Origin of the sequence: Actinomyces johnsonii, assembly GCF_006546835.1 — a bacterium.
GTDB lineage: Bacteria > Actinomycetota > Actinomycetes > Actinomycetales > Actinomycetaceae > Actinomyces > Actinomyces johnsonii.
In genome coordinates this window covers 40,670-61,040 of the sequence record NZ_VICB01000011.1, presented here as the reverse complement: position 1 = coordinate 61,040, position 20,371 = coordinate 40,670, and the positions used below count along the sequence as shown (strand labels likewise).

General features: G+C 71.2%; 17 protein-coding genes. 11 read left to right on the top strand and 6 right to left on the bottom strand.

What is annotated here, in order from left to right; translation table 11 throughout:
• Positions 1-66 precede the first annotated feature (66 nt).
• The 3 genes from hemQ to FK256_RS08200 form a co-directional block, all read right to left on the bottom strand.
• Entirely contained in the window at positions 67-897 is an 831-nt protein-coding gene (hemQ, locus tag FK256_RS08210; RefSeq protein ID WP_141424415.1) for a hydrogen peroxide-dependent heme synthase, read from the bottom strand.
• A gap of 83 nt (positions 898-980) precedes the next feature.
• The gene (locus FK256_RS08205; RefSeq protein WP_141424414.1) at positions 981-2,414 is read right to left on the bottom strand and encodes a ferrochelatase; all 1,434 of its coding nucleotides are present in this window, start codon (positions 2,412-2,414) and stop codon (positions 981-983) included.
• The gene (locus FK256_RS08200) at positions 2,407-3,975 is read right to left on the bottom strand and encodes a glutamyl-tRNA reductase (protein WP_141424413.1); all 1,569 of its coding nucleotides are present in this window, start codon (positions 3,973-3,975) and stop codon (positions 2,407-2,409) included. Before FK256_RS08200 ends, FK256_RS08205 begins: the two co-directional genes overlap by 8 nt.
• A gap of 189 nt (positions 3,976-4,164) precedes the next feature.
• Here FK256_RS08200 and FK256_RS08195 point away from each other — a divergent pair, with 189 nt between their 5' ends.
• The 6 genes from FK256_RS08195 to hemL all read left to right on the top strand — a co-directional run bounded on the left by FK256_RS08195 (position 4,165) and on the right by hemL (position 12,315).
• Entirely contained in the window at positions 4,165-5,730 is a 1,566-nt protein-coding gene (locus FK256_RS08195) for a uroporphyrinogen decarboxylase (RefSeq protein ID WP_346265135.1), read from the top strand.
• The gene (locus tag FK256_RS08190; RefSeq protein ID WP_141424412.1) at positions 5,731-7,344 is read left to right on the top strand and encodes a protoporphyrinogen/coproporphyrinogen oxidase; all 1,614 of its coding nucleotides are present in this window, start codon (positions 5,731-5,733) and stop codon (positions 7,342-7,344) included. It begins immediately after the preceding gene.
• Between the two features lie 130 nt (positions 7,345-7,474).
• On the top strand, positions 7,475-8,647 hold the full coding sequence (locus FK256_RS08185) for a hydroxymethylbilane synthase (RefSeq protein ID WP_141424411.1): 1,173 nt from the start codon (positions 7,475-7,477) through the stop codon (positions 8,645-8,647).
• Between the two features lie 4 nt (positions 8,648-8,651).
• Complete coding sequence (locus FK256_RS08180) at positions 8,652-9,704, top strand: uroporphyrinogen-III synthase (RefSeq protein ID WP_141424410.1); 1,053 nt, start codon at positions 8,652-8,654, stop codon at positions 9,702-9,704.
• Positions 9,701-10,750, top strand: a complete 1,050-nt coding sequence (gene hemB, locus FK256_RS08175) for a porphobilinogen synthase (protein ID WP_141424409.1) — start codon at positions 9,701-9,703, stop codon at positions 10,748-10,750. Before FK256_RS08180 ends, hemB begins: the two co-directional genes overlap by 4 nt.
• A gap of 155 nt (positions 10,751-10,905) precedes the next feature.
• Positions 10,906-12,315, top strand: a complete 1,410-nt coding sequence (gene hemL, locus FK256_RS08170) for a glutamate-1-semialdehyde 2,1-aminomutase (protein ID WP_244936285.1) — start codon at positions 10,906-10,908, stop codon at positions 12,313-12,315.
• Between the two features lie 14 nt (positions 12,316-12,329).
• Here hemL and FK256_RS08165 read toward each other — a convergent pair whose 3' ends face one another.
• Positions 12,330-13,271, bottom strand: a complete 942-nt coding sequence (locus FK256_RS08165; RefSeq protein WP_021606485.1) for a macro domain-containing protein — start codon at positions 13,269-13,271, stop codon at positions 12,330-12,332.
• Positions 13,272-13,421: 150 nt separating this feature from the next.
• Positions 13,422-13,802 (bottom strand): thioredoxin family protein, encoded by a 381-nt coding sequence (locus tag FK256_RS08160; protein ID WP_009234483.1) that lies wholly within the window; start codon positions 13,800-13,802, stop codon positions 13,422-13,424.
• Positions 13,803-13,998: 196 nt separating this feature from the next.
• On the opposite strand from FK256_RS08160, the gene FK256_RS08155 reads away from it, so the two are divergent.
• A complete protein-coding gene (locus FK256_RS08155) occupies positions 13,999-14,904 on the top strand; it encodes a helix-turn-helix domain-containing protein (protein ID WP_009234484.1) in 906 nt (301 codons plus the stop codon).
• Positions 14,905-14,936: 32 nt separating this feature from the next.
• Here the strand turns inward: FK256_RS08155 and FK256_RS08150 are convergent, their stop codons facing one another.
• A complete protein-coding gene (locus FK256_RS08150) occupies positions 14,937-16,181 on the bottom strand; it encodes a multidrug effflux MFS transporter (protein ID WP_141424407.1) in 1,245 nt (414 codons plus the stop codon).
• 458 nt (positions 16,182-16,639) lie between these two features.
• Here FK256_RS08150 and FK256_RS08145 point away from each other — a divergent pair, with 458 nt between their 5' ends.
• The 4 genes from FK256_RS08145 (at position 16,640) to FK256_RS08130 (ending at position 20,343) form a co-directional block, all read left to right on the top strand.
• Positions 16,640-17,851, top strand: coding sequence for a Fic family protein (locus FK256_RS08145; RefSeq protein WP_141424406.1), 1,212 nt, complete (start codon positions 16,640-16,642; stop codon positions 17,849-17,851).
• Positions 17,852-18,011: 160 nt separating this feature from the next.
• A complete protein-coding gene (locus FK256_RS08140; protein ID WP_141424405.1) occupies positions 18,012-18,917 on the top strand; it encodes a hypothetical protein in 906 nt (301 codons plus the stop codon).
• On the top strand, positions 18,914-19,510 hold the full coding sequence (locus tag FK256_RS08135; RefSeq protein ID WP_141424404.1) for a DUF998 domain-containing protein: 597 nt from the start codon (positions 18,914-18,916) through the stop codon (positions 19,508-19,510). Before FK256_RS08140 ends, FK256_RS08135 begins: the two co-directional genes overlap by 4 nt.
• Positions 19,511-19,590: 80 nt before the next feature.
• Positions 19,591-20,343, top strand: a complete 753-nt coding sequence (locus FK256_RS08130; RefSeq protein ID WP_141424403.1) for a potassium channel family protein — start codon at positions 19,591-19,593, stop codon at positions 20,341-20,343.
• Positions 20,344-20,371: the final 28 nt, after the last annotated feature.

The window sequence follows — 20,371 nt, the reverse complement described above, 5'->3', positions numbered from 1 at the left end:
CAAACACCACCTGACCCCACCGCGCCCTTACGCGCAGAAGTTCCCCGTCAATGGCCAGCCCCCCCGTCAGACCCAGGGCTGGCGCTCGGCCCACTCCTGGGGGCTGACACGGCGCCCCGTGTAAAAAGGCGTGTCCACGCGCACGTGCATGCGCGCCTCCGTGTAGCGCTGGTGGTGCAGGACCCCCTCGAGGCGATCGAGGGAGTCCGCCTCGAAGCCGAGGATCCACTCGTAGTCGCTCAGTCCGAAGGTCGCCAGGGTCGAACCCTTGACGTCGGGGTATTTGGAGAAACCGTGGCGCCCATGTTGAGCCATCATGCGCGAGCGCTCCTCCGGATCGAGCAGGTACCACTCGTAGGAGCGCACGAAGGGGTAGACCATGACCCAGTCGCGCGGCGCCACCCCGGCCAGGCAGGCCGGCACGTGACGGGGGTTGAACTCAGCGGGCGTGTGCAGTCCCATGCAGGACCACACCGGCTCCAGGTATCGGCCCAGCGCGCTGCCGCGCAGGCGGTGGTAGGCGTCCTGGAGGACCTCGGGGTCGTCGTCGAGCCACCACACGAGCAGGTCGGCGTCGGCGCGAAAGCCCCCGATGTCGTACCAGCCGCGGGTCGTCACGCCGCCGGCCCCGATGAAATCGGCGCTCTCGCCCAGGAGCTGCTCGCGCCCAGGCTGGGAGGCGGGCAGCGGGCGGGTCAGGCGGAAGACGGCGTAGAGGGTGTAGTGGTACTGGTTGTTGATGGCCTCCAGGTCGACGTCGATGGCGTCGCGCGGGTCGCGGTGGGGGCGGCGCTCCTCATCCTCGAAACGGTGCAGGCCGCCATCGGCAGAACGTCCGCTGCGGCCACCAGGGTGACCGCCATGTCCGCCGGGGTGGCCGTGGGCGTCAGTACTCATCTCTTCTCCTTATTCTTCCGGGGCTGCTGGGCATGAGGCTATCGGGGCCTCATCGGGATCGGCAGTTGCAGGTCGACATCCGGTCACGGTCTGCTCATAGCCGACTGGTGACCGACGGCAGGCTCGTGAGCGGTGCTTTCGGCCGGGCGGGTGCCGGGGTGGCGGGTACCGGGACGGCAGCAGGACGGCGGGCAGACAGTGTGGAAGGGGCCGACGCCGGTGGTCGAGGCAGGATGGACGTTCTCGCCGCGAGCAGCGGCGGCCCGCTCAATGAGGATGTCGACGAGGGAGTCGACGAAGGCCGAGTGGGTGCCGGCCGTGGCGGCGCGCACATACGGTATTCCCAGGTCGCGGGCGGTCTGGGCGGCCTCGGTATCGAGGTCGAAGACGACCTCCATGTGGTCGGAGATGAACCCGAAGGGGGACACGACGACGCCCCCGGGCCGCTCCGCCGGGCGGCCGTCGGTCAAGCGGCCGGCGGCCAGGGCCTGAAGATGGTCGTTGACGTCGGGTTCGAGCCAGCGGGCCTGCGGCGGGCCGGAGCGCGAGCAGTAGACGAGGTCCGCCTCCACCTTTTCCAGGCCGAGGCGGCGGGCCACCTCCGGCACGAGGACCGAGGCCAGGGCCTCGTGCTGGGCGACGTAGGAGACCTCCGTGGACAAGTCCGCGGCGACGCCGGGTTCGCGCTGCTCGGTGAGGCGCCCGGCAGGATCTTCCGTGGAATGCGCGGCGGGCTCAACGGCAGGGTGCGTCACCTGGCCCGAGGCACCGTCGGCGTCGGAGCCCGGAGCGGAGCCGGACTCCATGCCCAGGGGGATGGAGTGGGTGACGAGCACGAGGCGGACGTCCGCTGCGGCCACCCCCTGCTCGGCAAGAGCGCCGTAGGCCTCGACGATCGCGTCGACATTGGCCTCCAGGAGGCCGGAGGTGTTGTAGTAGGGGCGCGTCTTGTCCACGGTGAGGTCGACGGGAGCGCCCCCGTCCCCACCGACCCGGGCGGCAGCGTCGGCCTCGAAGCCGTCTCCGGTGGAGCCATCAGCTCCGGCGGCGAGCAGGGCGACGGCGCCGGCCAGGTCCTCGCGGTACTGGCGGCACCCGGAGTAGGAGCCGAAGGCGGCGGTGGGCAGGGCCAGGATGTGGCGGGCGCCGGAGTCGGCCAGCTCGCGCAGGGCCTGACTGACGAAGGGGTGCCAGTTGCGGTTGCCGACGACGATCGGTAGCGACGAGCCGCGCTCGGCCAGGCGGGCCTGGAGGGCGTCGCGCAACTCGGCGTTGCGCGCGTTGATCGGGGAGGCGCCGCCGAATCCCTGGTAGTGGCCGGAGACCTCCAGGAGGCGCGAGTCGGGCACGCCACGGCCGGCGGTGGCGTTGCGCATGAAAGGCAGGACGTCCTCGGGCCGGCGGGGCCCGCCGTAGGACAGCAGGAGAACGGCGTCGTAGGGGGCCAGCGGGTCGGTGGCCGGGATACTGGCCGGGGCACCGGCGAGGCCGGGCGTGGGCGCGATGGCGTCAGTCATGGGTTCCTCCTACGGAATCCGGGCCGAGGACGAGCTCAAGGGCCTGGCGGTAGGCATCCTCACGCCCCTCCTGGCCGGCACGGCGGGCCATGACGGTGGGCTGGTGGAGGAGGCGGGCGGCCAGGTGGTGGAGGGCGCGCTCGGCCTGGGCGAGGGTGATGACCGGCTCATCCGCGGCTTCAGAGGAGACCTTGGCAGCGGCCTCTGAGGTGGTCTCGGGCGCGGCCACCGAGACGGCGATCGCGCCGGAGGAGCCGTTCGCACGGATCACGCCGCCACCGGCAACCACACGGGCGTCGGCCCGCCCGTCCACCGAGGGCACGGCCGAGGCCGGCAGCCGGGACTGCAACGGCCGCAGGCGCTCGATCTCCTCCATGACGACCCGGCCGACGTGTGAGCGCAGGGCGGTGATGAGCGGGTCCATGCTGCGCCCGGCCAGGGTGCGCTCGAAGTCGTCGGCCTCGGCGTCGATGATGGCGCGCGCGGCGTCGACCTGCCGGACCTCCGCGTCGGGAACGGCGTCGCGCACGCCGGGAAGGTCGAGGTGGACGACGCCGGGCAGGGCGCGGACGGCCTCATCGACGTCGCGGGTCAGGGCCAGGTCGAGGATGACCAGGGGGCGGCCGGTGCTCTCGGCCGAGCGGAGCCGCTCGGCGGCGACGGGGGCGACGACGTCGGCGGTGAGGACCGGCCCGCCCACGCCGCGGCAGGTGACGACGAGGTCGGCCCGGGCCATGGCCTCGGGCAGGGAGTCTGTGGGCACGGCGCGCAGGTCGTGGCCGGCGGCGAAGGCCTCGGCCCGGTTGGAGGCGGAGAAGACGGCGATATCGGTCAGGCCGTGGGCGCGCAGGGCGGCGACGGTGGCCCCGGCGTAGGAGCCGGTGCCCACGATGAGGGCGCGGCAGCTGGTCAGCGGCGGCAGGTGGCCGGCGGCCTGCTCGACGCCGACGGCGACGATGCTGCGCCCCTGACTGGAGAGCTCGGTGTCGTGGGCCACCCGGCGGGCGGCGGTTGAGGCGCGCTCGATGATTCGCACGAGGTCGGGGCTGAGTGTGCCCTCGGCGGCGGCGGTCTCGGCGGCACGGCGGACCTGGCCGACGATCTGGGCCTCGCCGACCACCATGGAGTTCAGGCCGGCGGCGATGGCGAGTATCTCGCGGCGAGCGGCCGCGCCGGCCAGGTGGGACAGATGCAGGGATCCCGGTTCCAGGCCCGCGCGCTCGGTAAGGAAGGCGGACACAGCCTCGCCCAGGCCAGATGGTGCAGCATCGACCGGTGAGGCGCAGACAGTGGGACGGTGCGTGGCAGAAGTATGGGAGTCCGAGCTGTGGGCGGCGGAGCCGGGCAGCGAGTGGAGGGCTGCCGGGCACCCGGTGTCGGCCCAGGAGTCGGCGTCGATCAGAAGGGCCAGGCGGTTGCAGGTGGACAGGACGACGATCCCGCGCAGGGCGGGGACCGCTTCCAGGAGGTCTGGACCCAGCCCCGGGGCGACCGCTCCCAGTCGGGCGACGACGTCGAGGCCCGGCAGTCGGTAGTCGGCGGAGAGAAGATGAGTAGTCACAGCGAGCGCTATTGAAACATCACTGCGGCGTGCGGGCACAATAGCGGCGTGGCGACGCACTCCAACGTCAAGACAATGTGTCACCACCATATTCCTGACACCCTGTCAGCACCCTATCGACATCCAGAACATCGCATCATCACGCGAAATGAACCCCCTCTGACCACTGCTTACAGGAGGCAATCGAATATGTCTCACATTCAGTTCCCCTATCGCGGGAAGAATACGCGGCGTCAGCATTCTTCATCCGACAATGGCGATTTCGTCACCGGCGCTTCACACAATTCGATCGAGCGCGAGCAGGCGGTCCACGGGCCCGATCCGACCGGCATCGAGGCCGGGGAGGACCGGGCGGCAAGCGGTAGCGGGGGTCGGGACGACGGCGTCGGAACCACTGCGACCCCCGCGATCCTGGAGGCGCTGGCGGGCCGGCGGCCCGCCCGCACACCTGTGTGGTTCATGCGTCAGGCGGGCCGGTCCCTGCCGGAGTACCGCGCGCTGCGGGAAGGCTCGGGCGCCCCGATGCTGGAGGCCTGCCTGGACCCGGAGCTCGCGGCCGAGGCCACGCTGCAACCCGTGCGGCGTCATGGCGTCGACGCGGCCGTCTTCTTCTCCGACATCATGGTGCCGCTGCGCCTGGCGGGTGTCGGAGTGCGGATCGAGGAGGGCGTCGGGCCGGTTCTGGACGCCCCGGTGCGCAGCGCGGGCGAGGTTGCCGAACTGGTCGCCCACCAATTCGGCGACGCCCCCGGCGCCGAGGGCGTCGGGGCGATCGAGGAGGCGGTGCGCCGCGTCGTCGTCGAGCTCGGCAGCCCGCAAACGCCGGGCGTGCGCGAGGGCCTGAGCGAGCGGGCGCGCGCCGGGCTGGAGCACAGTGCCGGAGCGGCGCTCTGGACACCGGTACTCGCCTTCGGCGGGGCGCCCTTCACGCTGGCCGCCTACCTCGTGGAGGGCCGACCCAGCCGCGACCACCTGGCGGCGCGCACGCTCATGCGCGCCGATCCCGAGGCATGGGACCGGCTCATGACCTGGTGCGCCCGCCTGACCGGCGAGTTCATCGCCACTCAGGTACGGGCGGGGGCCGCCGCGGCCCAGCTCTTCGACTCCTGGGCGGGTTCGCTCTCGCCGCGCGCCTACCGCGAGCGCGTGGCGCCCTACTCGGCGCTCGCCCTGGAGACGGCCCGGGGAGCCCTCTGCCCCCTTACCGGGCGGGCGGCCCCCCTCATCCACTTCGGGACCGGCACGGACCGGCTGCTGGGGCACATGCGCCAGGCGGGGGCCGACGCCGTCGGGATCGATGAGCGCATCGAGCTCGGTGAGGCGATCGAGGAGCTGGCCGGGGCCGACCCGCAGGCGGGGGCCTGCCCGGTTCAGGGCAACCTCGACCCGGCTCTGCTGGCGGCGCCGTGGTCGCTGGTGGCCGAGGAGGTCGACGCGATCCTGGCCGCCGGGCGCGCAGCTCCGGGGCACGTGGTCAACCTAGGGCACGGGGTGCCGCCGACCGCCGACGCGGACGTGCTCACCCGGATCGTGGCGCGGGTGCACGGCTCGGCCGACTGGGAGGCCGTGGCGCTGGCCGGCTGGGACGCCATCGCGGACCCGGCGGAGGGGAAGTCCTCGTCAACCGAGGCGACGGGCGGTCGGCGAGGCGTCGGCCAGCGGAATCGGCACGTTCCCGGTCGACAGGCGCCGCGGGGCCCTGGCGGGCGGCCCCTGGCCCGCGTGTCGCACCGCCCCGGACGGGAGGAGCGCTGAATGAGTCCGTCTCCGGAAGCGCCGGTTCAGCGGTGGGACGCGCTCGTCGTCGGCGGCGGGATCGCAGGGCTGACGGCGGCCTGGGACTTGGTGCGCGCCGGGCTGCGGCCGCTGCTCATCGAGGCGCGTGGCTACACCGGTGGGCTCGTGGCGGCCGGGACGATCGGCGGGGCGCAGCTGGACCTGGGGGCCGAGGGCTTCGTGGTGCGCGGCGAGGCGGCCACCTCGATGTTGGCCGAGCTCGGCCTGCGCACCGCCGCACCGCACGGTCGGCCCAGGCTGTTCCTGCCGCCCCCCGCGACGGCCGACGGCGAGGTCGGCGAGCCCGGCGGCGCAGGAGGCAGCCAGGGCCCATCCGATTGGGCGCTGCACCGATTCCCGGAGGATGCCTACCTGGGGATTCCGGCGAATCCGCTGGCGCCCGACGTCGTCGCCATCATTGGGGAGGCCGCCGCCCGCCGGGCCGCGCGGGACGCCGAGCTGCCCGGGGCCGTGGGCACCGGCCCGGAGGACCCGGCCGACCTGGCCTCCTTCGTGACCGCGCGGATGGGGGCAGGCGTCCTGGAGCGGCTCGTGCGCCCGATCGTCGCCGGCATCCACTCGGCCGATCCTGCCGACCTGGCCGCCGACGTCGTCGTACCCGGACTGCGGCGGGCCACTGCGGAGCTGGGGTCGCTCGGTGCCGCCGTGACGGCGGTGCTGGAGCGGCGTCGGGACCGCCGGGACGGCGCGGGCGGTCGGAGCGTGGACGCGGCCGTCGAGGGCGGGCTGTTCCGGCTCACTGACGCGCTGCGCGAGGCGATCGAGGCCGGTGGTGGCAGCGTGCGCACCCGCGTCGGCGCCCAGTGGCTGCGGCCGGCCGGCTGCGAACGCGGAGACGGGGACGGTGCCGGCACCTGGCGCACGGGTGTCGCGCCGACGCGGCGGGGGCCGGCGCCGTCGGACGAGCCGGTGGCCGACGGCGCTGAGGAGGTCGTGGTCACCGACCGCGTCATCCTGGCCTGCTCGGCGGGTGCCGCGCTGCGGCTGCTTCGGGGCGTCCCCGCCCTGCCCGCGAGCGCGACGGATCTGAGCGTGCCAGTGGGGGCGCCGATCGCCCGCTTCACGCTGGTGGCGCGCGCTCCCGGGCTGAACGGGGAGCCGGTGGGCTCGGGTCTGCTCGTCGCACCGGCAGAGCATGCGGCCTCATATGAGGCGCCCTGCCCAGCCCGGGCCAAGGCCCTGTCGCATCTGAGTGCCAAGTGGCCGTGGATCGGTGCCGAGCTGCGCGCGCTGCACGGACCGGACGTCCACGCGCTGCGCCTGTCCTACGGCCGCCCTGGCCGGCCGCGCCCGGAGGTGGATCTGTCGGTGGCGCTGGCTGATGTGGCCGTCCTGACGGGGGTGCGGATCGAGCCGGGCGACGTCGTCGACCACATGCTGGTGCGCTGGGACGGGACGCTGCCTCCGGTGACGCCCGCCCACCGGGAGCGGACAACCCATCTGGAGGAGCAGCTCGCGCCGGTTCCGGGACTGGAGGTCACCGGGGCCTGGGTGGCGGGCACGGGGATCGCGACCGTCGTCGGGCACGCCCGCGCCGCCGCCGCGCGGCTAGTGAGCTCGCATGGCGGGTGAAGCGCCGCACCAGGACGGGGACAGTCGTCGCGTTCGTATATTGGGCCTCGCGTTCGTACCCCTAAGGTACGAGCCCTAAGGTACGAACACGTGGGCGAACAGGGCCAGGAGTATCGGGGAGGAGATGGCCATGACAACCGCAGGAACGAGCGCGCGGCGGCTTCGGCTGGGCACGCGAGGCTCGCGCCTGGCACTGACCCAGTCCGGGCAGGTCGCCGACGCACTGCGTCGGGCCGCGGCCGAAGGCGCACGGGCCAGCTCCGCAGACGGCTTCGACGAGGTCCCCGGCCTGGACATCGAGCTGGTCACCGTGCGCACGGACGGGGACGGCGACCGCACGTCTCTGCGCCGGCTCGGCGGGGTGGGGGTCTTCGCGGCCCGGCTGCGCCGCGCGCTCCTGGATGGCGAGGTGGACCTGGTGGTGCACTCCTTCAAGGACCTGCCCACGCAGCCGGTCGGGGGTCTGGAGGTCGTCTGCGTTCCCCCGCGCGAGGACCCGCGCGACGCCCTGTGCGCCCGCGACGGCCTGACCCTGGCCACTCTGCCCGAGGGCGCCCGCGTGGGTACCGGCTCACCGCGCCGGGCCGCCCAGCTGCTAGCCGCCCGGCCTGACCTGGAGGTGGTGGACCTGCGCGGCAACGTGCCCACGCGCCTGGCGCGGGTGCGGGGGCAGGAGGCGGTCGGCGCCGGCACCGACGAGCCGGTCGCGCCGAGCCGGGCCGACGCCGTCGGGGACCTGGACGCGGTGGTCCTGGCGCTGTCGGGGCTGCGGCGCCTGGGGCTGGAGCGCTGCGCGAGCGAGGTCCTGGACTTCGAGACCATGCTGCCCGCTCCCGCCCAGGGGGCCCTGGCCGTAGAGGTGAGGGCGGGCGAGTTGAAAGCCCAGGATGCTCAGGAGCGCAGAGAGGACTCGGCCGGCTCTGCGGCGCTGGCCCGGGCGATGGCGGCCCTCGACGACGAGCCCACGCGCCTGGCGGTGACGGCAGAGCGGGCGCTCATGGCCGGGCTCGGCGCGGGCTGCGCGGCGCCGGTTGGAGCCTGGGCGCGCCTGCGCGGCGGCGAACGGGAGCTGGGGGTGCTCGTGCTTCGGGCGGTGGTCACCTCGCTCGATGGTGGCCGGGAGGTCGGCTGCGAGCTGAGTACCGAGCTGCCCGAGGCCGCAGAGGGACCGGATACGCCGGGAGATTCAGCGGCGGCGGTTCGTGCGGCGCAGGCGCTGGGCGTCCGAGTGGCGGAGGTCCTGTTGGAGGACGGTGCCGCTGACATCGTCGACCTGCACGCCGACAAGCCCCGACGGGACTGAGGCCATGGCCGAGTCAACCTCAGGCAGCCGGCCGGACGGACGCCCGCCGGGACAGTCCCACAAGGCTGCCGGCACGCCGTTGGCAGGCCGGGTCGTGCTGCTGCCGCGGCTGCGCGAGCGCGACCGGATCGCCTCGACGCTGGAGCGGGCGGGGTCCCAGGTGCTGCGCGTGGCTGTGACGCGGACCGTTCCCGGTGATACTGCGGTTTTGGAGGTGACCGCGCGGCGGATTGTGGCGGGCGAGGCCGCCTGGCTGGTGCTCACCTCGGCCCGCACGGTCGAGGTGCTAACGCCGTACCTGCTCGCCGAGGTCGGAATCGGCCCGACGGCCGGCGCCCCCGGACACCGCGACGCTCCTGACGCTTCCAACGCAGACCCCGACGCCGCTGCTCCCCCGGCCCGAGCCGCATCGTCTGAGCAGCGCCAGCTCGCCGCCGCGACCTCCTCGATGCGGGTGGCCGTCGTCGGGCCGGCGACCGGGCGCGCCTGGACCGGGCTCACCGGGACCTCCCCCGACCTCGTGGCCCGGGGCTCGGCCACCGCGCTCCTGGAGGAGCCCGAGCTCGCCTGTTCCCCGCCGGTGCCGAGCGCGGCGAAGCGGGTGCTGCTGCCGGCATCGTCCTTGGCCGATCCCGCGCTGGCCGATGGCCTGCGCCGGGCGGGCTGGGAGGTGGAGCAGGTGGCCGCCTACACGACCACCACCGCCGACGCCTCCGACCTTCCGCCGGGTCTGGCCCGCACCTGGGCCACCGGCGGCGTAGACGCTGTCGTGCTCACCGCCCCGTCCACGACGCGCGCCGTCCTGGAGCTGCTCGGTCCCCCTCCGCCCGTCACCCGGCTCGTCGCCATCGGCGCCACCACCGCGGCCGCCGCCCGCGAGCTGGGCCTGCCGGTCGCCGCCATCGCCTCCTCCCCCACGCCTGAGGGACTCCTCCAGGCCGTCATCAGCGCCGTTCAAACCTCCACATCACCAGCAACCCTCACGCATTCCCCGTCATTCCAACGATTCTCCGGAAACTCCGCGGAGAGACCGCCAACCACCAGGAGCACCTCATGACCGACGCCCTTCGACCGGCCGACGACTTCCTGTCGAGCCGCTCCGTACCCGCCCCGCAGGCCCCCACGGTCCGGCCGCGGCGCCTGCGCACCACTCCGGCGATGCGACGCCTGGCGCGCGAGTACGTCGTGGACCCGGCCGCCCTCATCCTGCCGGTGTTCGTGCGCGAGGGCATCGACTCCCCCCGCCCCGTGGAGGCGATGCCCGGCGTCGTCCAGCACACGCTGGACTCGCTGCGCCGCGAGGCTGCCGCCTGCGCCGATGCCGGCGTCGGCGCCATCGACCTGTTCGGTGTGCCCGCCGAGCGCGACGCGTCGGGCACAGCGGCCTGGGCGGAGGACGGCATCCTCAACCGCGGGATCGCGGCCGTGCGCGCGGAGGTGGGGGACGACGTCGTCGTGTGCGCGGACACCTGCCTGGACGAGTTCACCAGCCATGGCCACTGCGGCCTGATCCGCCCCGACGGCCCGCGCGCCGGCGAGGTCGACAACGACGCCACCCTGGCCACCTACCAGGCGATGGCCATCTCCCAGGCGGAGGCCGGGGCGCACATGGTCTCGCCGTCGGGGATGATGGACGGGCAGGTCGCCGCGATCCGCACTGCCCTGGACGCCACCGGGCACGACGACGTCGCGATCCTGGCCTACTCGGCGAAGTACGCCTCGGCCTACTTCGGGCCGTTCCGGGAGGCCGTGGGCTCCACGCTCACCGGGGACCGGCGCGCCTACCAGCAGGATCCGGCCAACCGCCGCGAGGGCCTGCGCGAGGCGATGCTCGACGTCGAGCAGGGGGCGGACATCGTCATGGTCAAGCCGGCCGGCCCCTACCTGGACGTGCTGGCCGACGTCGCCGCCGCCTCACCGGTGCCGGTGGCCGCCTACCAGGTCAGCGGGGAGTACGCGATGGTGGAGGCGGCCGCGCAGCGCGGGTGGATCGACCGCGAGCGCGTCATCGCCGAGTCGGTGCTGGGCATCGTGCGGGCGGGGGCGGACATGGTCCTGACCTACTGGGCCAGGGAGATCGCCAAGAACCCGGCCCTGCGCTGAGGAGGTCGATCCCAGCGGCTCAACGCCGCGAGTAACAGTGTCGGTCAGGTAGGTTGAGACCAGCCTTGCCAGCCTCTTCATCGACAGGATCGACCGTGCCCCAGCAACCCGCAGCCTCCGCCACCGCCGCCGCGACTCACGCGACCAACGCCGCCCTGTTCGAGGCGGCTCGCGCCATCATCCCCGGGGGCGTCGACTCCCCCGTGCGCGCCTTCGGCTCAGTGGGTGGCACTCCGCGGTTCATCGCCTCGGCGAGCGGCGCCCATGTCACCGACGCCGAGGGCCACCGCTACGTGGACCTCGTGGGCTCGTGGGGCCCGGCGCTCCTGGGGCATGCCCACCCGGGCGTCATCGCCGCGGTCCAGGCGGCCGCCGCCCGCGGCCTGTCCTTCGGTGCCCCGACCGAGTCGGAGACGCTCCTGGCCGAGGAGGTTCGCCGTCGGGTGCCGGCCGCGCAGAGGGTGCGCTTCGTGTCCACCGGTACCGAGGCGACGATGACGGCGGTGCGCCTGGCCCGCGGCGCCACGGGGCGTGACCTGGTGGTGAAGTTCGCCGGCTGCTACCACGGGCACAGCGACGGCCTACTCGCGGCGGCCGGCTCGGGCCTGGCCACTGGTGGCCTGCCGGGCAGCGCGGGCGTGCCCGCGGCCGTGGCCGCCCAGACGATCGTCCTGCCCTACAACGACGTCGCCGCCCTGGAGGCCTGCTTCGCCGAGCGCGGTTCCGAGATCGCCGCGGTCATCACCGAGGGAGCTCCGGCCAATATGGGGATCGTGCCGCCGGCACCCGGCTTCAACGCCGCGATCCGCCGGGTGACCGCCGAGCACGGCGCGCTCATGATCCTCGACGAGGTCCTCACCGGCTTCCGCGTGGGCCCGGCCGGCTGGTGGGGCCTGGAGGCTGTCGACGGCTGGACCTCGGACCTGCCGGCCTTTGCCTCAGCGCCCGCCAGCACCGCTTCTTCTGAGCCCGCCGACGCCGCAGCCCCCTCCTGGCCAGGCGCGGACTGGTGGGAGCGGGCCGCCTGGGTGCCGGACCTGGTGACCTTCGGAAAGGTCGTGGGCGGCGGGATGCCGCTGGCCGCCGTCGGCGGACGCGCGGAGGTCATGGACCTGCTGGCACCGAGCGGCCCCGTCTACCAGGCGGGCACGCTCTCGGGGAACCCGCTGGCCACGGCGGCCGGCCTGGCCACGCTCCAGCTGGCCGACGACGCCGTCTACGCCTCGGTGGCCGAGCACGCCCAAGCCATCAGCGAGGTGGTCTCAGCGGCCCTGAGTGAGCAGGGTGTACCCCACCGCGTGCAGCGGGCGGGCTCCTTGTTCTCCCTTATGTTCGGGCAGCAGGCTGCCGAGCGGGGCGTGGCCGACTATGAGGCCGCCCGCGCCCAGGAGACCTGGCGCTACGGTCCCTTCTTCCACGCCTTCCTCGAGGCCGGGGTGAGCCTGCCGCCGTCGGTGTTCGAGGCCTGGTTCGTCTCGGCTGCGCACGGCGAGGCGGAGCTGGAGGCGATTGCGGCCGCGGCCCCGGCGGCCGCACGCGCGGCGGCCCGGGCCCAGGAGCACTGAGGGATCGCGCCCCCTCACGGCCTCCAGGGCGGCGGGGCGAGGGCGGCCTCGTAGGCGGCAACGTCGACGTCGGCATTGAGGCTGATGACGATGCGCAGCCGGGAGTCGGGGTGGGCCATCAACCAACGGCCGATCGTCTCCAGGGTCACCAGGGCGGCCTGCCGCTTGGGGTAGCCGAAGACGCCTGTGGACAGCGAGCACAGGCCGACGCTGCCCAGCCCCGCGGCGTGCGCGACGTTGAGGACGCTCGTGTAGCAGGAGGACAGCAGGCGCCGGTCACGCAGCGTGGGCTTGCGGCCGTCCTCGATGACGGGACCCACCGAGTGGATGACGTGCTGGGCGGGCAGGTGGTAGCCGCCGGTGAAGACGGCCCGTCCGGCCGGCTCCCCGCCCTGGCGGCGCGTGGGGTCGAAGGTCTCCGCCCAGGTCATGTACCGGGCGCACTCTGCGCGCAGCGCGGGCCCGGCGACGGCGTGGATGATGTTGTCGATGCAGCGGTGCCCGGGCGCGAAGCAGCCGAGCATCCCGGAGTTGGCGGCGTTGAGGACGGCACCGGCACGCAGCCGGGTGAGGTCGCCGCGCCAGAAGGCCACGTTGCGCCCCAGCAGGCCCGGCACATGGTCGGTAATGGCCAGGGGCGGGATCTCGGTGGCGTCGACCATGCCGCGCTCGGCGGCCTCGGCCTCCAGGAGGGTGTCGAGATCGGCGGCGATGTCCTCGGGCAGGGGTGCCGGGGGCCGGGCGGTGAGGAGGAAGTCGAGCATGGTGCGCAGCTCGTCGGGGTCGGTGGGGACCGTTGAGTCGATCCAGTCCGTGGCCCCCTCGGGGTCGGAGCGCAGGAAAGCGTAGACCAGGTGGCGCACCAGCGCGTCGCGGCCCGAGGCACCGACGGGTACCGCCCATCTGGCTCTGACAGCGTGACTCACGTGGGACTCCAACTTCACGCGGGCCATCATAGGATATCAAAACGTAATGTTCTGCCCTTGACTGGGCGAGCCGGGTAACACTCGACGACGTCGTCCGGAAACGACCAGCTCCCGGACGACGTCGGATGACTTGGAGGGCCCGGACGCCACTCGGAGCGATCCCGAGGTGCGAGACGGCGCTCAGGCCTGGGCGCCGGAGGCGGCCTCCTCCTCGGCGATCTTGGCCTTGAGGGCCTCCATGTCGAGCTCGCGCACCTGGGTGATGAGGGAGTCTAGCGCGGGGGCGGGCAGGGCGCCGGCCTCGCGGTAGACGAGCACATTGTCACGGAAGACCATGAGCGTGGGGATCGAGGAGATGCCCAGCGCCCCGGCGAGGTCGTGCTCGGCCTCGGTGTCGACCTTGGCGAAGGTGATGTCCGGGTTGGCCTCGGAGGCCTTCTCGTAGATGGGGCCGAAGCGCATGCACGGGCCGCACCAGGAGGCCCAGAAGTCGACGAGGGTGATGCCGTCGCCGTGGATGGTGTCCTTGAACTCGGGGCCGGTGATGTTCTTGGTGGCCATGAGCGTTCCTTTCAAGACTGCGGATACTGATCGGTTCCACTGCGGCCAACACAATCGGGGCCCACCCTATTCCTGAGGCTGCCCGACCTCTCGCGGACGGGGACATTCCGCGCGGCCGGGTGCACACCGCATCACCCCTCCGGGGTGTACTGGCAGTCCACCCCAGCCGAGAGAGCCGCTGGCTATCGTTGAGGACATGGAGCATCGGGCACAGGTCGCGCAGTTCCTGCACTCACGAAGGGACCGGATCACTCCCGAACGCGTCGGAATCGCCAGCGGCGGGCAACGCCGCGTCCCGGGTCTTCGCCGGGAGGAGGTCGCTCTGCTCGCCGGAATCAGCGTGGAGTACTACGCCCGGATGGAGCGCGGCAACCTCGCCGGGGTCTCGCCCGAGGTCCTCGACTCCCTCGCCCGTGCGCTACAGCTCGACGAGGCGGAGGCCGCTCACCTGGCCGACCTCGCCAAGGCCGCCGGCCCGGCACCGTCATGGCGGCCCGGCAGCACGGGCCTTGAACCGGTCGTCGATCCGAGCTTCCAGCGATTCCTCGATGCCGTGACCGGTGCGCCGATGTGGGTCCGGGACAGGCGCCTGGACTTCGTGGCTGCGAACGCCCTGGGCCGCGCCTTCTACGCCCCTCTGCTCCAGGACCCGAACAGCTTTGGGAACTCCGGCAGATTCACCTTCCTCAACCCCGCCTCGCAGGACTTCTTCCTCGACTGGGAGGACAATGCCAACGACCTGGTGGCCACACTGCGCTCCTACGCCGGGCAGAGTCCTCATGACGAGCGGCTCAGAAACCTGATCGGTGAGCTCGTCACCCGCTCGGACGCCTTCCGTGACCGTTGGGCCAGGCACGACGTGCGTCAGCACCGCCCCGGGATCAAGCGTGTCCACCACCCAGTGGTCGGCGACCTGGAACTCACCTACGAGGTGATGGAGCTTCCCAGCAACCGCGACTGGTTCGTCTTCGCCTTCACCGCCGAGCCCGGGTCCCCGAGCCAGACGAGACTTGAGGCGCTGAAGGAGCTGTGCGCTCCGGCGGCCGACGATGGGGCCGGAGAGATCGCCGAAGCGAGGGCAGAACCCCACCCGGAGGACTGACATGCACAGCCCTGGGCTGACCCGCTGTCGAATCAGCTGCCCGACGACGGATGCTCAGGACCGCTGCTCTCACCCAGCACCGCTGCCAGGGATGTCCTGGGAGACGCCGAGCGCCTCCCTACGGCCAGCACGGCACTGAGGACGACGAACAGTCCCATCACCCAGGCCATGGTGCGCGGCGTCCCGCTGGAGAAGACGGCCAGAAGGAGGGAGGCCACGATCCCGCTCCCGTACTGAAGTGAGCCGAGAAGCGCCGCGCCCGAGCCGGCCATGGCGCTGTCGATGCTGCCCAGGGCGGCGGCGTTCGTCGTGGCGGCGATGATGCCGTTCATCGAGAACATGATGAAGACCGGGATGATGACGCCCCAGATGCCGCCGAATCCGGTGAAGACACAGGCAACCAGGCAGACGGCTCCAGCAGCGGCCACGACCGTCGCCACCCGCAGAAGTCCAGGCAGGGAGTACCGCTTAACGAGCTCGCGGTTGACCGCGCTCATGAGGGCGACCCCGACGATGTTGACCCCGAAGAGGAAGCCGTAAAGCTCCGGGTTGACGTGAAAATATGTGATGTATACGAATGACGAGCCGGTGATGAAGGCGTAGACCGCGACATAGAAGCAGGTCACGCACAGGGTGTACCGGAGGAACGTCGTGTTCCTCAGGAGGCTCAGGTAACTCGTGAAGGCCGCCCCAAGAGATGCCGAGACGGCCCGCTTCTCTGCGGGCAACGACTCAGGAAGGGTGAGCACAGCCAGGAACAGGACCGCTCCGATGGCGGCCATCAGCCAGAAGATCATGTGCCATGAGGCGAGTTTGAGGAGCCCGCCTCCGGCGAGAGGACCCGCAATCGGCGCCACCGCCATAATGACCATGAGGGTCGAGAGCATTCTCGCCGCCTGGGTGGAGCCGTAGAGATCGCGAATCATCGAGCGCGAGAGCATGGGACCTACGCACGCACCGATTGCCTGGAACATCCGCCACAAGACGACCTCAGCGATGCTCGACGACAGCGCGCACCCAACCGAACCGATGGCGAACATCGCCATGCCGATGATGAGGGGTTTCTTCCTTCCGATGCGGTCACTGATCGGCCCCCAGATGAGTTGGGCCAGCGCGAAGCCGACGACGAACCCGGTGACGGTCAGCTCGGAGTCCCCGTGGAGATCCGCCTCCATAGTGGGCAGGGCGGGCAGGTAGAGATCAGTCGAGAGCGACGTACAAGCCATGAGGGCGCTCAGGATGATCATGAACGACAGGCTCGCCTTATTAGCGGTCACAGTGCTCCTTGGAGTTGACGTGGGGCTCGCGCCCACAGCGCCGGGATCGAGAGAGGACATCGTGACACCTGCCACTGCCGGCGGCGGTCGTGTCCACAGCGGACAAGAGTACGACCGCAACAATCTCCCAGGGAGTCACTGGCAGTACACCCCAGGAGTGGGCCTCAGGTCTCCGTTCCACCCTGCCTCATGCCATCCGTCATCGGCGGGGACATTCTGCGCGCAGGGGTTCAGAAAACCTATTCCCGTACGCGCGTACTGCACCCGTCGGCGAGAAAACGTCCCCGACGGCGTCGAATACCTCCGCCCACATCGAGTGCCCCCTGGCAGCAGTCGCCAACAACCGGCCCACAACATGACCGTTTCCAGACACATCCCCACACAAGATATTCGACAAGTACCTCTTGTGTATGACTCACCCCCTTCAGATGTCACACAATCGCCATTAGACTGATATTATGGACCTCGGGATGTTCGTTGACGACACCATGGGGGAACTGGTCGACATCACTGGGGAACTGGTCGACATCACTGGCTCCGACCCGGTGACCGGCGGCTGGCAGCACAAGGCCTTCGTCCCCGCGCCACTCGGCTCCGACGAGCCACCCCTCAACGGAAGCACCTACCGCATGGTGGCAGCAGCCGGCCGCGCACTGGCCGCCCTCGACGCCACGGCCCAGCAGCTGCCGAACCCCTTCCTGCTGCGAACCCCCTCCCTGCGGCGCGAGGCGCAGTCGACGTCGGCCTTGGAAGGGACATACGCCCCCCTGCGCGAGGTGCTCACCGCCGACGACGACGCCCCCGCGACCGCCGAGATGACAGAGATCCTCAACTACGTCCGCATGGCCAACAGCGGTTTCCTGTGGGCGCAGGAGGGGCGCCCTATCACCCTGTCGCTGATCGAGGATCTTCAAGGCGAGCTCATGAGGGGCACTCCCCTTGAGTCCGCTTCAGGTTGCCTGCGCGACACCCAAGTCATGATCGGCCGCCGCCCCGGTACGCACAGCACGGCCCCGATCCATGCGTCCCGGTTCGTTCCCGTACCGCCCGGGGATCCTCTTCGCGCCGGCGTGCGAGCCCTCGTCGACTGGCTGCATCAGGACCACGCGGGAGACATCGACCCGATCATCGCCGCGGGCATGGCGCACTACCAGTTCGAGACCCTTCACCCCTTCCGGGACGGCAACGGGCGCCTGGGGCGGTTCCTCATCGTGCTCACCCTCCTGAGCTCGGACGTTCTCAGCGAACCCACACTGACGGTCTCCCCGTGGTTCGAGGAGCGTCGCGCCGAGTACTACGACGCTCTGCTCCGAGTCAGCACCCACGGCGACTGGGATACCTTTCTCACCTTCTTCTCCCGGGGGCTAGCCACGGCCGCCACCAACACGCGCCACCAAATGCTCGCCCTGGCCGCTGCCCACCAGAGTCTCAAGGAGACGGTGCGCGCCTCCAGCCTGCGGTCCGCTCACGCCGTCGGCCTCGTCGACTTCGCGGTCGCGAATCCGAGCTTCACGGTGCGCAAGGTCGAGGCGGCCCTTGGCGTCTCGTACGGGCGAGCCAACAGCCTCGTTGGCCAGCTGACTGACATCGGAGTGCTCGACGTCGTCGAGACCGGTTCGCAGCCTCGCCGCTTCACCGCCCCTGCCGTCCTGAAGGTCCTGCTCACCTGACTCGGCCACTGCCCTTCTCACTTCCCATCGGAGTGAATGGCACCTATAGGCAGGAGGCGCCCACCGGCCGCAGAATTGACCCGTCGACGGCACCCAACGTCGTCGGGCGCGCCCCAGGGGCTGCAACCGGCCTGGCGGCAGACTTGGAGAAAGGTGACCCATGGCGATCTACATCCGTTCACGTCCCACCACCGGAATCAGGGTGTTCGGATACCTGAGTGCGCTGGCCACCGTCGGTGTCGCGATCGTCTACCCGGCCGTCCTATTCCTGGCCGCCTGGGGCCTGGGCTCCATGGACGAAGCCATGGCCTACCAGGAGGAGGAGAAGAAGGGTCAGGTAGCCAACGCCGCAGCTCACATAGTCGCGATAACGACTATCTACAGCGCCGTGCTGACCGCTCTCTGCTTCGGTGCGGTCTTCTGCTTCAGGGGCACCGACCGGTGGCTGCCCAAGGACGCGACGGCGGCCCATTGCGATATCGTGTCGGCACGGTTCCTTCATGTGGCCCGGGATCCCAACAGGCGCGCCATGGGCCTGCTGTGGGCGATGCTTGCGGGCATGCTGCTGGTGGCCTCCCCGATCATTCTAATGGCCGTTCCGCACCCCCTGATCTATAGCGAGTCAACCCAGAAGCTGGTCGGTCAGGCCACCGCGGCCCTGCTCCTGCTCCACACTGCGCTCTTCATCGTCCTGGTTCGCACGGCTGTGCACCGCCGCTCCAGCATGGTGCGCCTATCCCAACACGGCATAGCAATTGCGAACCTGGAGTTATTCAATCTTGCTCTCCCCTCTGGTCGCGACAACTTCCGAATCCAGGAGGCACCAGCGCGCCGGGGCCGCGTACACCTGCAGGCCGTCTACGCCCCACCCAAAGAAGGCGCCAGACTGACGGCACCCGCCGTCATCCCTCGCCTCAGTCTGACCGTGAAACCCTCTCAGCTCGACGACGCCCGCTCGCAGGTCGAGACCTGGCTCGACGAGGTCTGGCGCGCCAGCGAGCTGGTGCGCACCCCGCCCGAACAAAATAAGGCAGTCGCACCCGTACGGAAGGAGCCGGTCCAATGACGACCGTCCTCGCCGCCGTCGCTCTCGTCCTGGGAGTCGCGCGGCTGGCCATGTTCATCGCCCTTCACCTCGTCCCCAGCGATTACAACATCGTGCAGCACGCCGTGAGCGACTACGCCGTCGGACCGACCCGCCGGCTCGCGACCGCCATCACCTGGACCTCGGCGGTGTTCTGGGCTGTGCTCGCAGGCGCCGTCGCCCTCGGACCGCCGACGCCGGAGAAGGGCGTGGCACTCTGGCTGGCGGTCCTGGCCGTTATCTTCGCGGCGCTGCCGTTCCTGCCGACCGACGTCGAGGGGCAGCCGACCACCCTCATCGGTCGCCTTCACCTGGTGGCCGCCATCGCATGGTTCGCAATCGCCTACTCGTGCATGGGCAACATCGTCCGGCTGCTGGCCCCGCTCGCACCGCAGGGTCTGGTGTCCTTCCTCGGGGCGACCCGCTGGGTGACCGCCGCCGCGCTCATCGCCCTGGTGACCGCACTGGTCATCCGCCGCCTGAGGCCCTACGCCTTCGGGATCTCGGAACGGATCTTCCTCCTGGCCGTCTACGTTTTCTACCTCGGCAGCGCAGCCGGGCTCCTGCTGGCCTAGCGCCCCTCGCCTCACATCCCTCCTCACACGGCCGGAGCATCCTCCGCGGCTCTGTCCCAAGCGCCGTCTACCATCGGAGCATGCCGACCGAAGACAGCACGGCCACTCGACTGCGGGCGTGGGAGCGGGCGACTGAGTGGCCACTGGCCGGCGCCGCCGTCGTCTTCCTGGGCACCTACGCCTGGGAGGTGCTCGCCAACGCACAGGGCGGGGCCAAGAACGCGGCCGAGCTGGTGATCGACGCCGTGTGGGCGCTGTTTGGCGTCGACTATCTTGTCCGCCTGGCACTGGCGCCGAGCCGGGGCCAATGGTTCCTCCACCACCTACCCGACCTAGCGGTCATTGCCCTGCCGATCCTGCGGCCGCTGAGGCTCCTGCGCCTGGTGACACTCGTGAGCATCATGCAGCGCAGCGCCGGCACCGCACTGCGCGGACGCATCACCCTGTACACGGCCAGCAGCGCCTCGCTGCTGATCTTCACCTCGGCGCTGGCCACGCTGGATGCGGAGCGCAATGAGCCGGGCTCCTCGATCCGGACCTTCGGCCAGGCCCTGTGGTGGGCACTGACGACGATCACCACCATCGGCTACGGCGACACCTTCCCGGTCTCCACAGAGGGGCGTTTCATCGCGGCGCTGCTCATGATCGGCGGGGTGGCGCTCATCGGCGTGGTCACGGCGACCCTGGCCTCGTGGATCGTCTCGCTGGTCGAGGAGGAGAGTGCCGAGCAGGAGGCCGCCACGCAGGCGCAGGTGACGGCCCTGCAGCGGCAGGTCAGCGAGCTCAGCGAGCGCATCGACCGCCTTCTGGAGGACCGAGAATCAGGTCACTGACCATATTGGCACCGAGCCGGGCATTTCT

Coding starts and splice junctions, on each gene's coding strand:
- hemQ (WP_141424415.1), bottom strand. CDS start 897: ATGAGTACTGACGCCCACGGCCACCCCGGCGGACATGGCGGTCACCCT.
- FK256_RS08205 (WP_141424414.1), bottom strand. CDS start 2,414: ATGACTGACGCCATCGCGCCCACGCCCGGCCTCGCCGGTGCCCCGGCC.
- FK256_RS08195 (WP_346265135.1), top strand. CDS start 4,165: ATGTCTCACATTCAGTTCCCCTATCGCGGGAAGAATACGCGGCGTCAG.
- FK256_RS08190 (WP_141424412.1), top strand. CDS start 5,731: ATGAGTCCGTCTCCGGAAGCGCCGGTTCAGCGGTGGGACGCGCTCGTC.
- FK256_RS08185 (WP_141424411.1), top strand. CDS start 7,475: ATGACAACCGCAGGAACGAGCGCGCGGCGGCTTCGGCTGGGCACGCGA.
- FK256_RS08180 (WP_141424410.1), top strand. CDS start 8,652: ATGGCCGAGTCAACCTCAGGCAGCCGGCCGGACGGACGCCCGCCGGGA.
- hemB (WP_141424409.1), top strand. CDS start 9,701: ATGACCGACGCCCTTCGACCGGCCGACGACTTCCTGTCGAGCCGCTCC.
- FK256_RS08165 (WP_021606485.1), bottom strand. CDS start 13,271: ATGATGGCCCGCGTGAAGTTGGAGTCCCACGTGAGTCACGCTGTCAGA.
- FK256_RS08160 (WP_009234483.1), bottom strand. CDS start 13,802: ATGGCCACCAAGAACATCACCGGCCCCGAGTTCAAGGACACCATCCAC.
- FK256_RS08155 (WP_009234484.1), top strand. CDS start 13,999: ATGGAGCATCGGGCACAGGTCGCGCAGTTCCTGCACTCACGAAGGGAC.
- FK256_RS08145 (WP_141424406.1), top strand. CDS start 16,640: ATGGACCTCGGGATGTTCGTTGACGACACCATGGGGGAACTGGTCGAC.
- FK256_RS08140 (WP_141424405.1), top strand. CDS start 18,012: ATGGCGATCTACATCCGTTCACGTCCCACCACCGGAATCAGGGTGTTC.
- FK256_RS08135 (WP_141424404.1), top strand. CDS start 18,914: ATGACGACCGTCCTCGCCGCCGTCGCTCTCGTCCTGGGAGTCGCGCGG.
- FK256_RS08130 (WP_141424403.1), top strand. CDS start 19,591: ATGCCGACCGAAGACAGCACGGCCACTCGACTGCGGGCGTGGGAGCGG.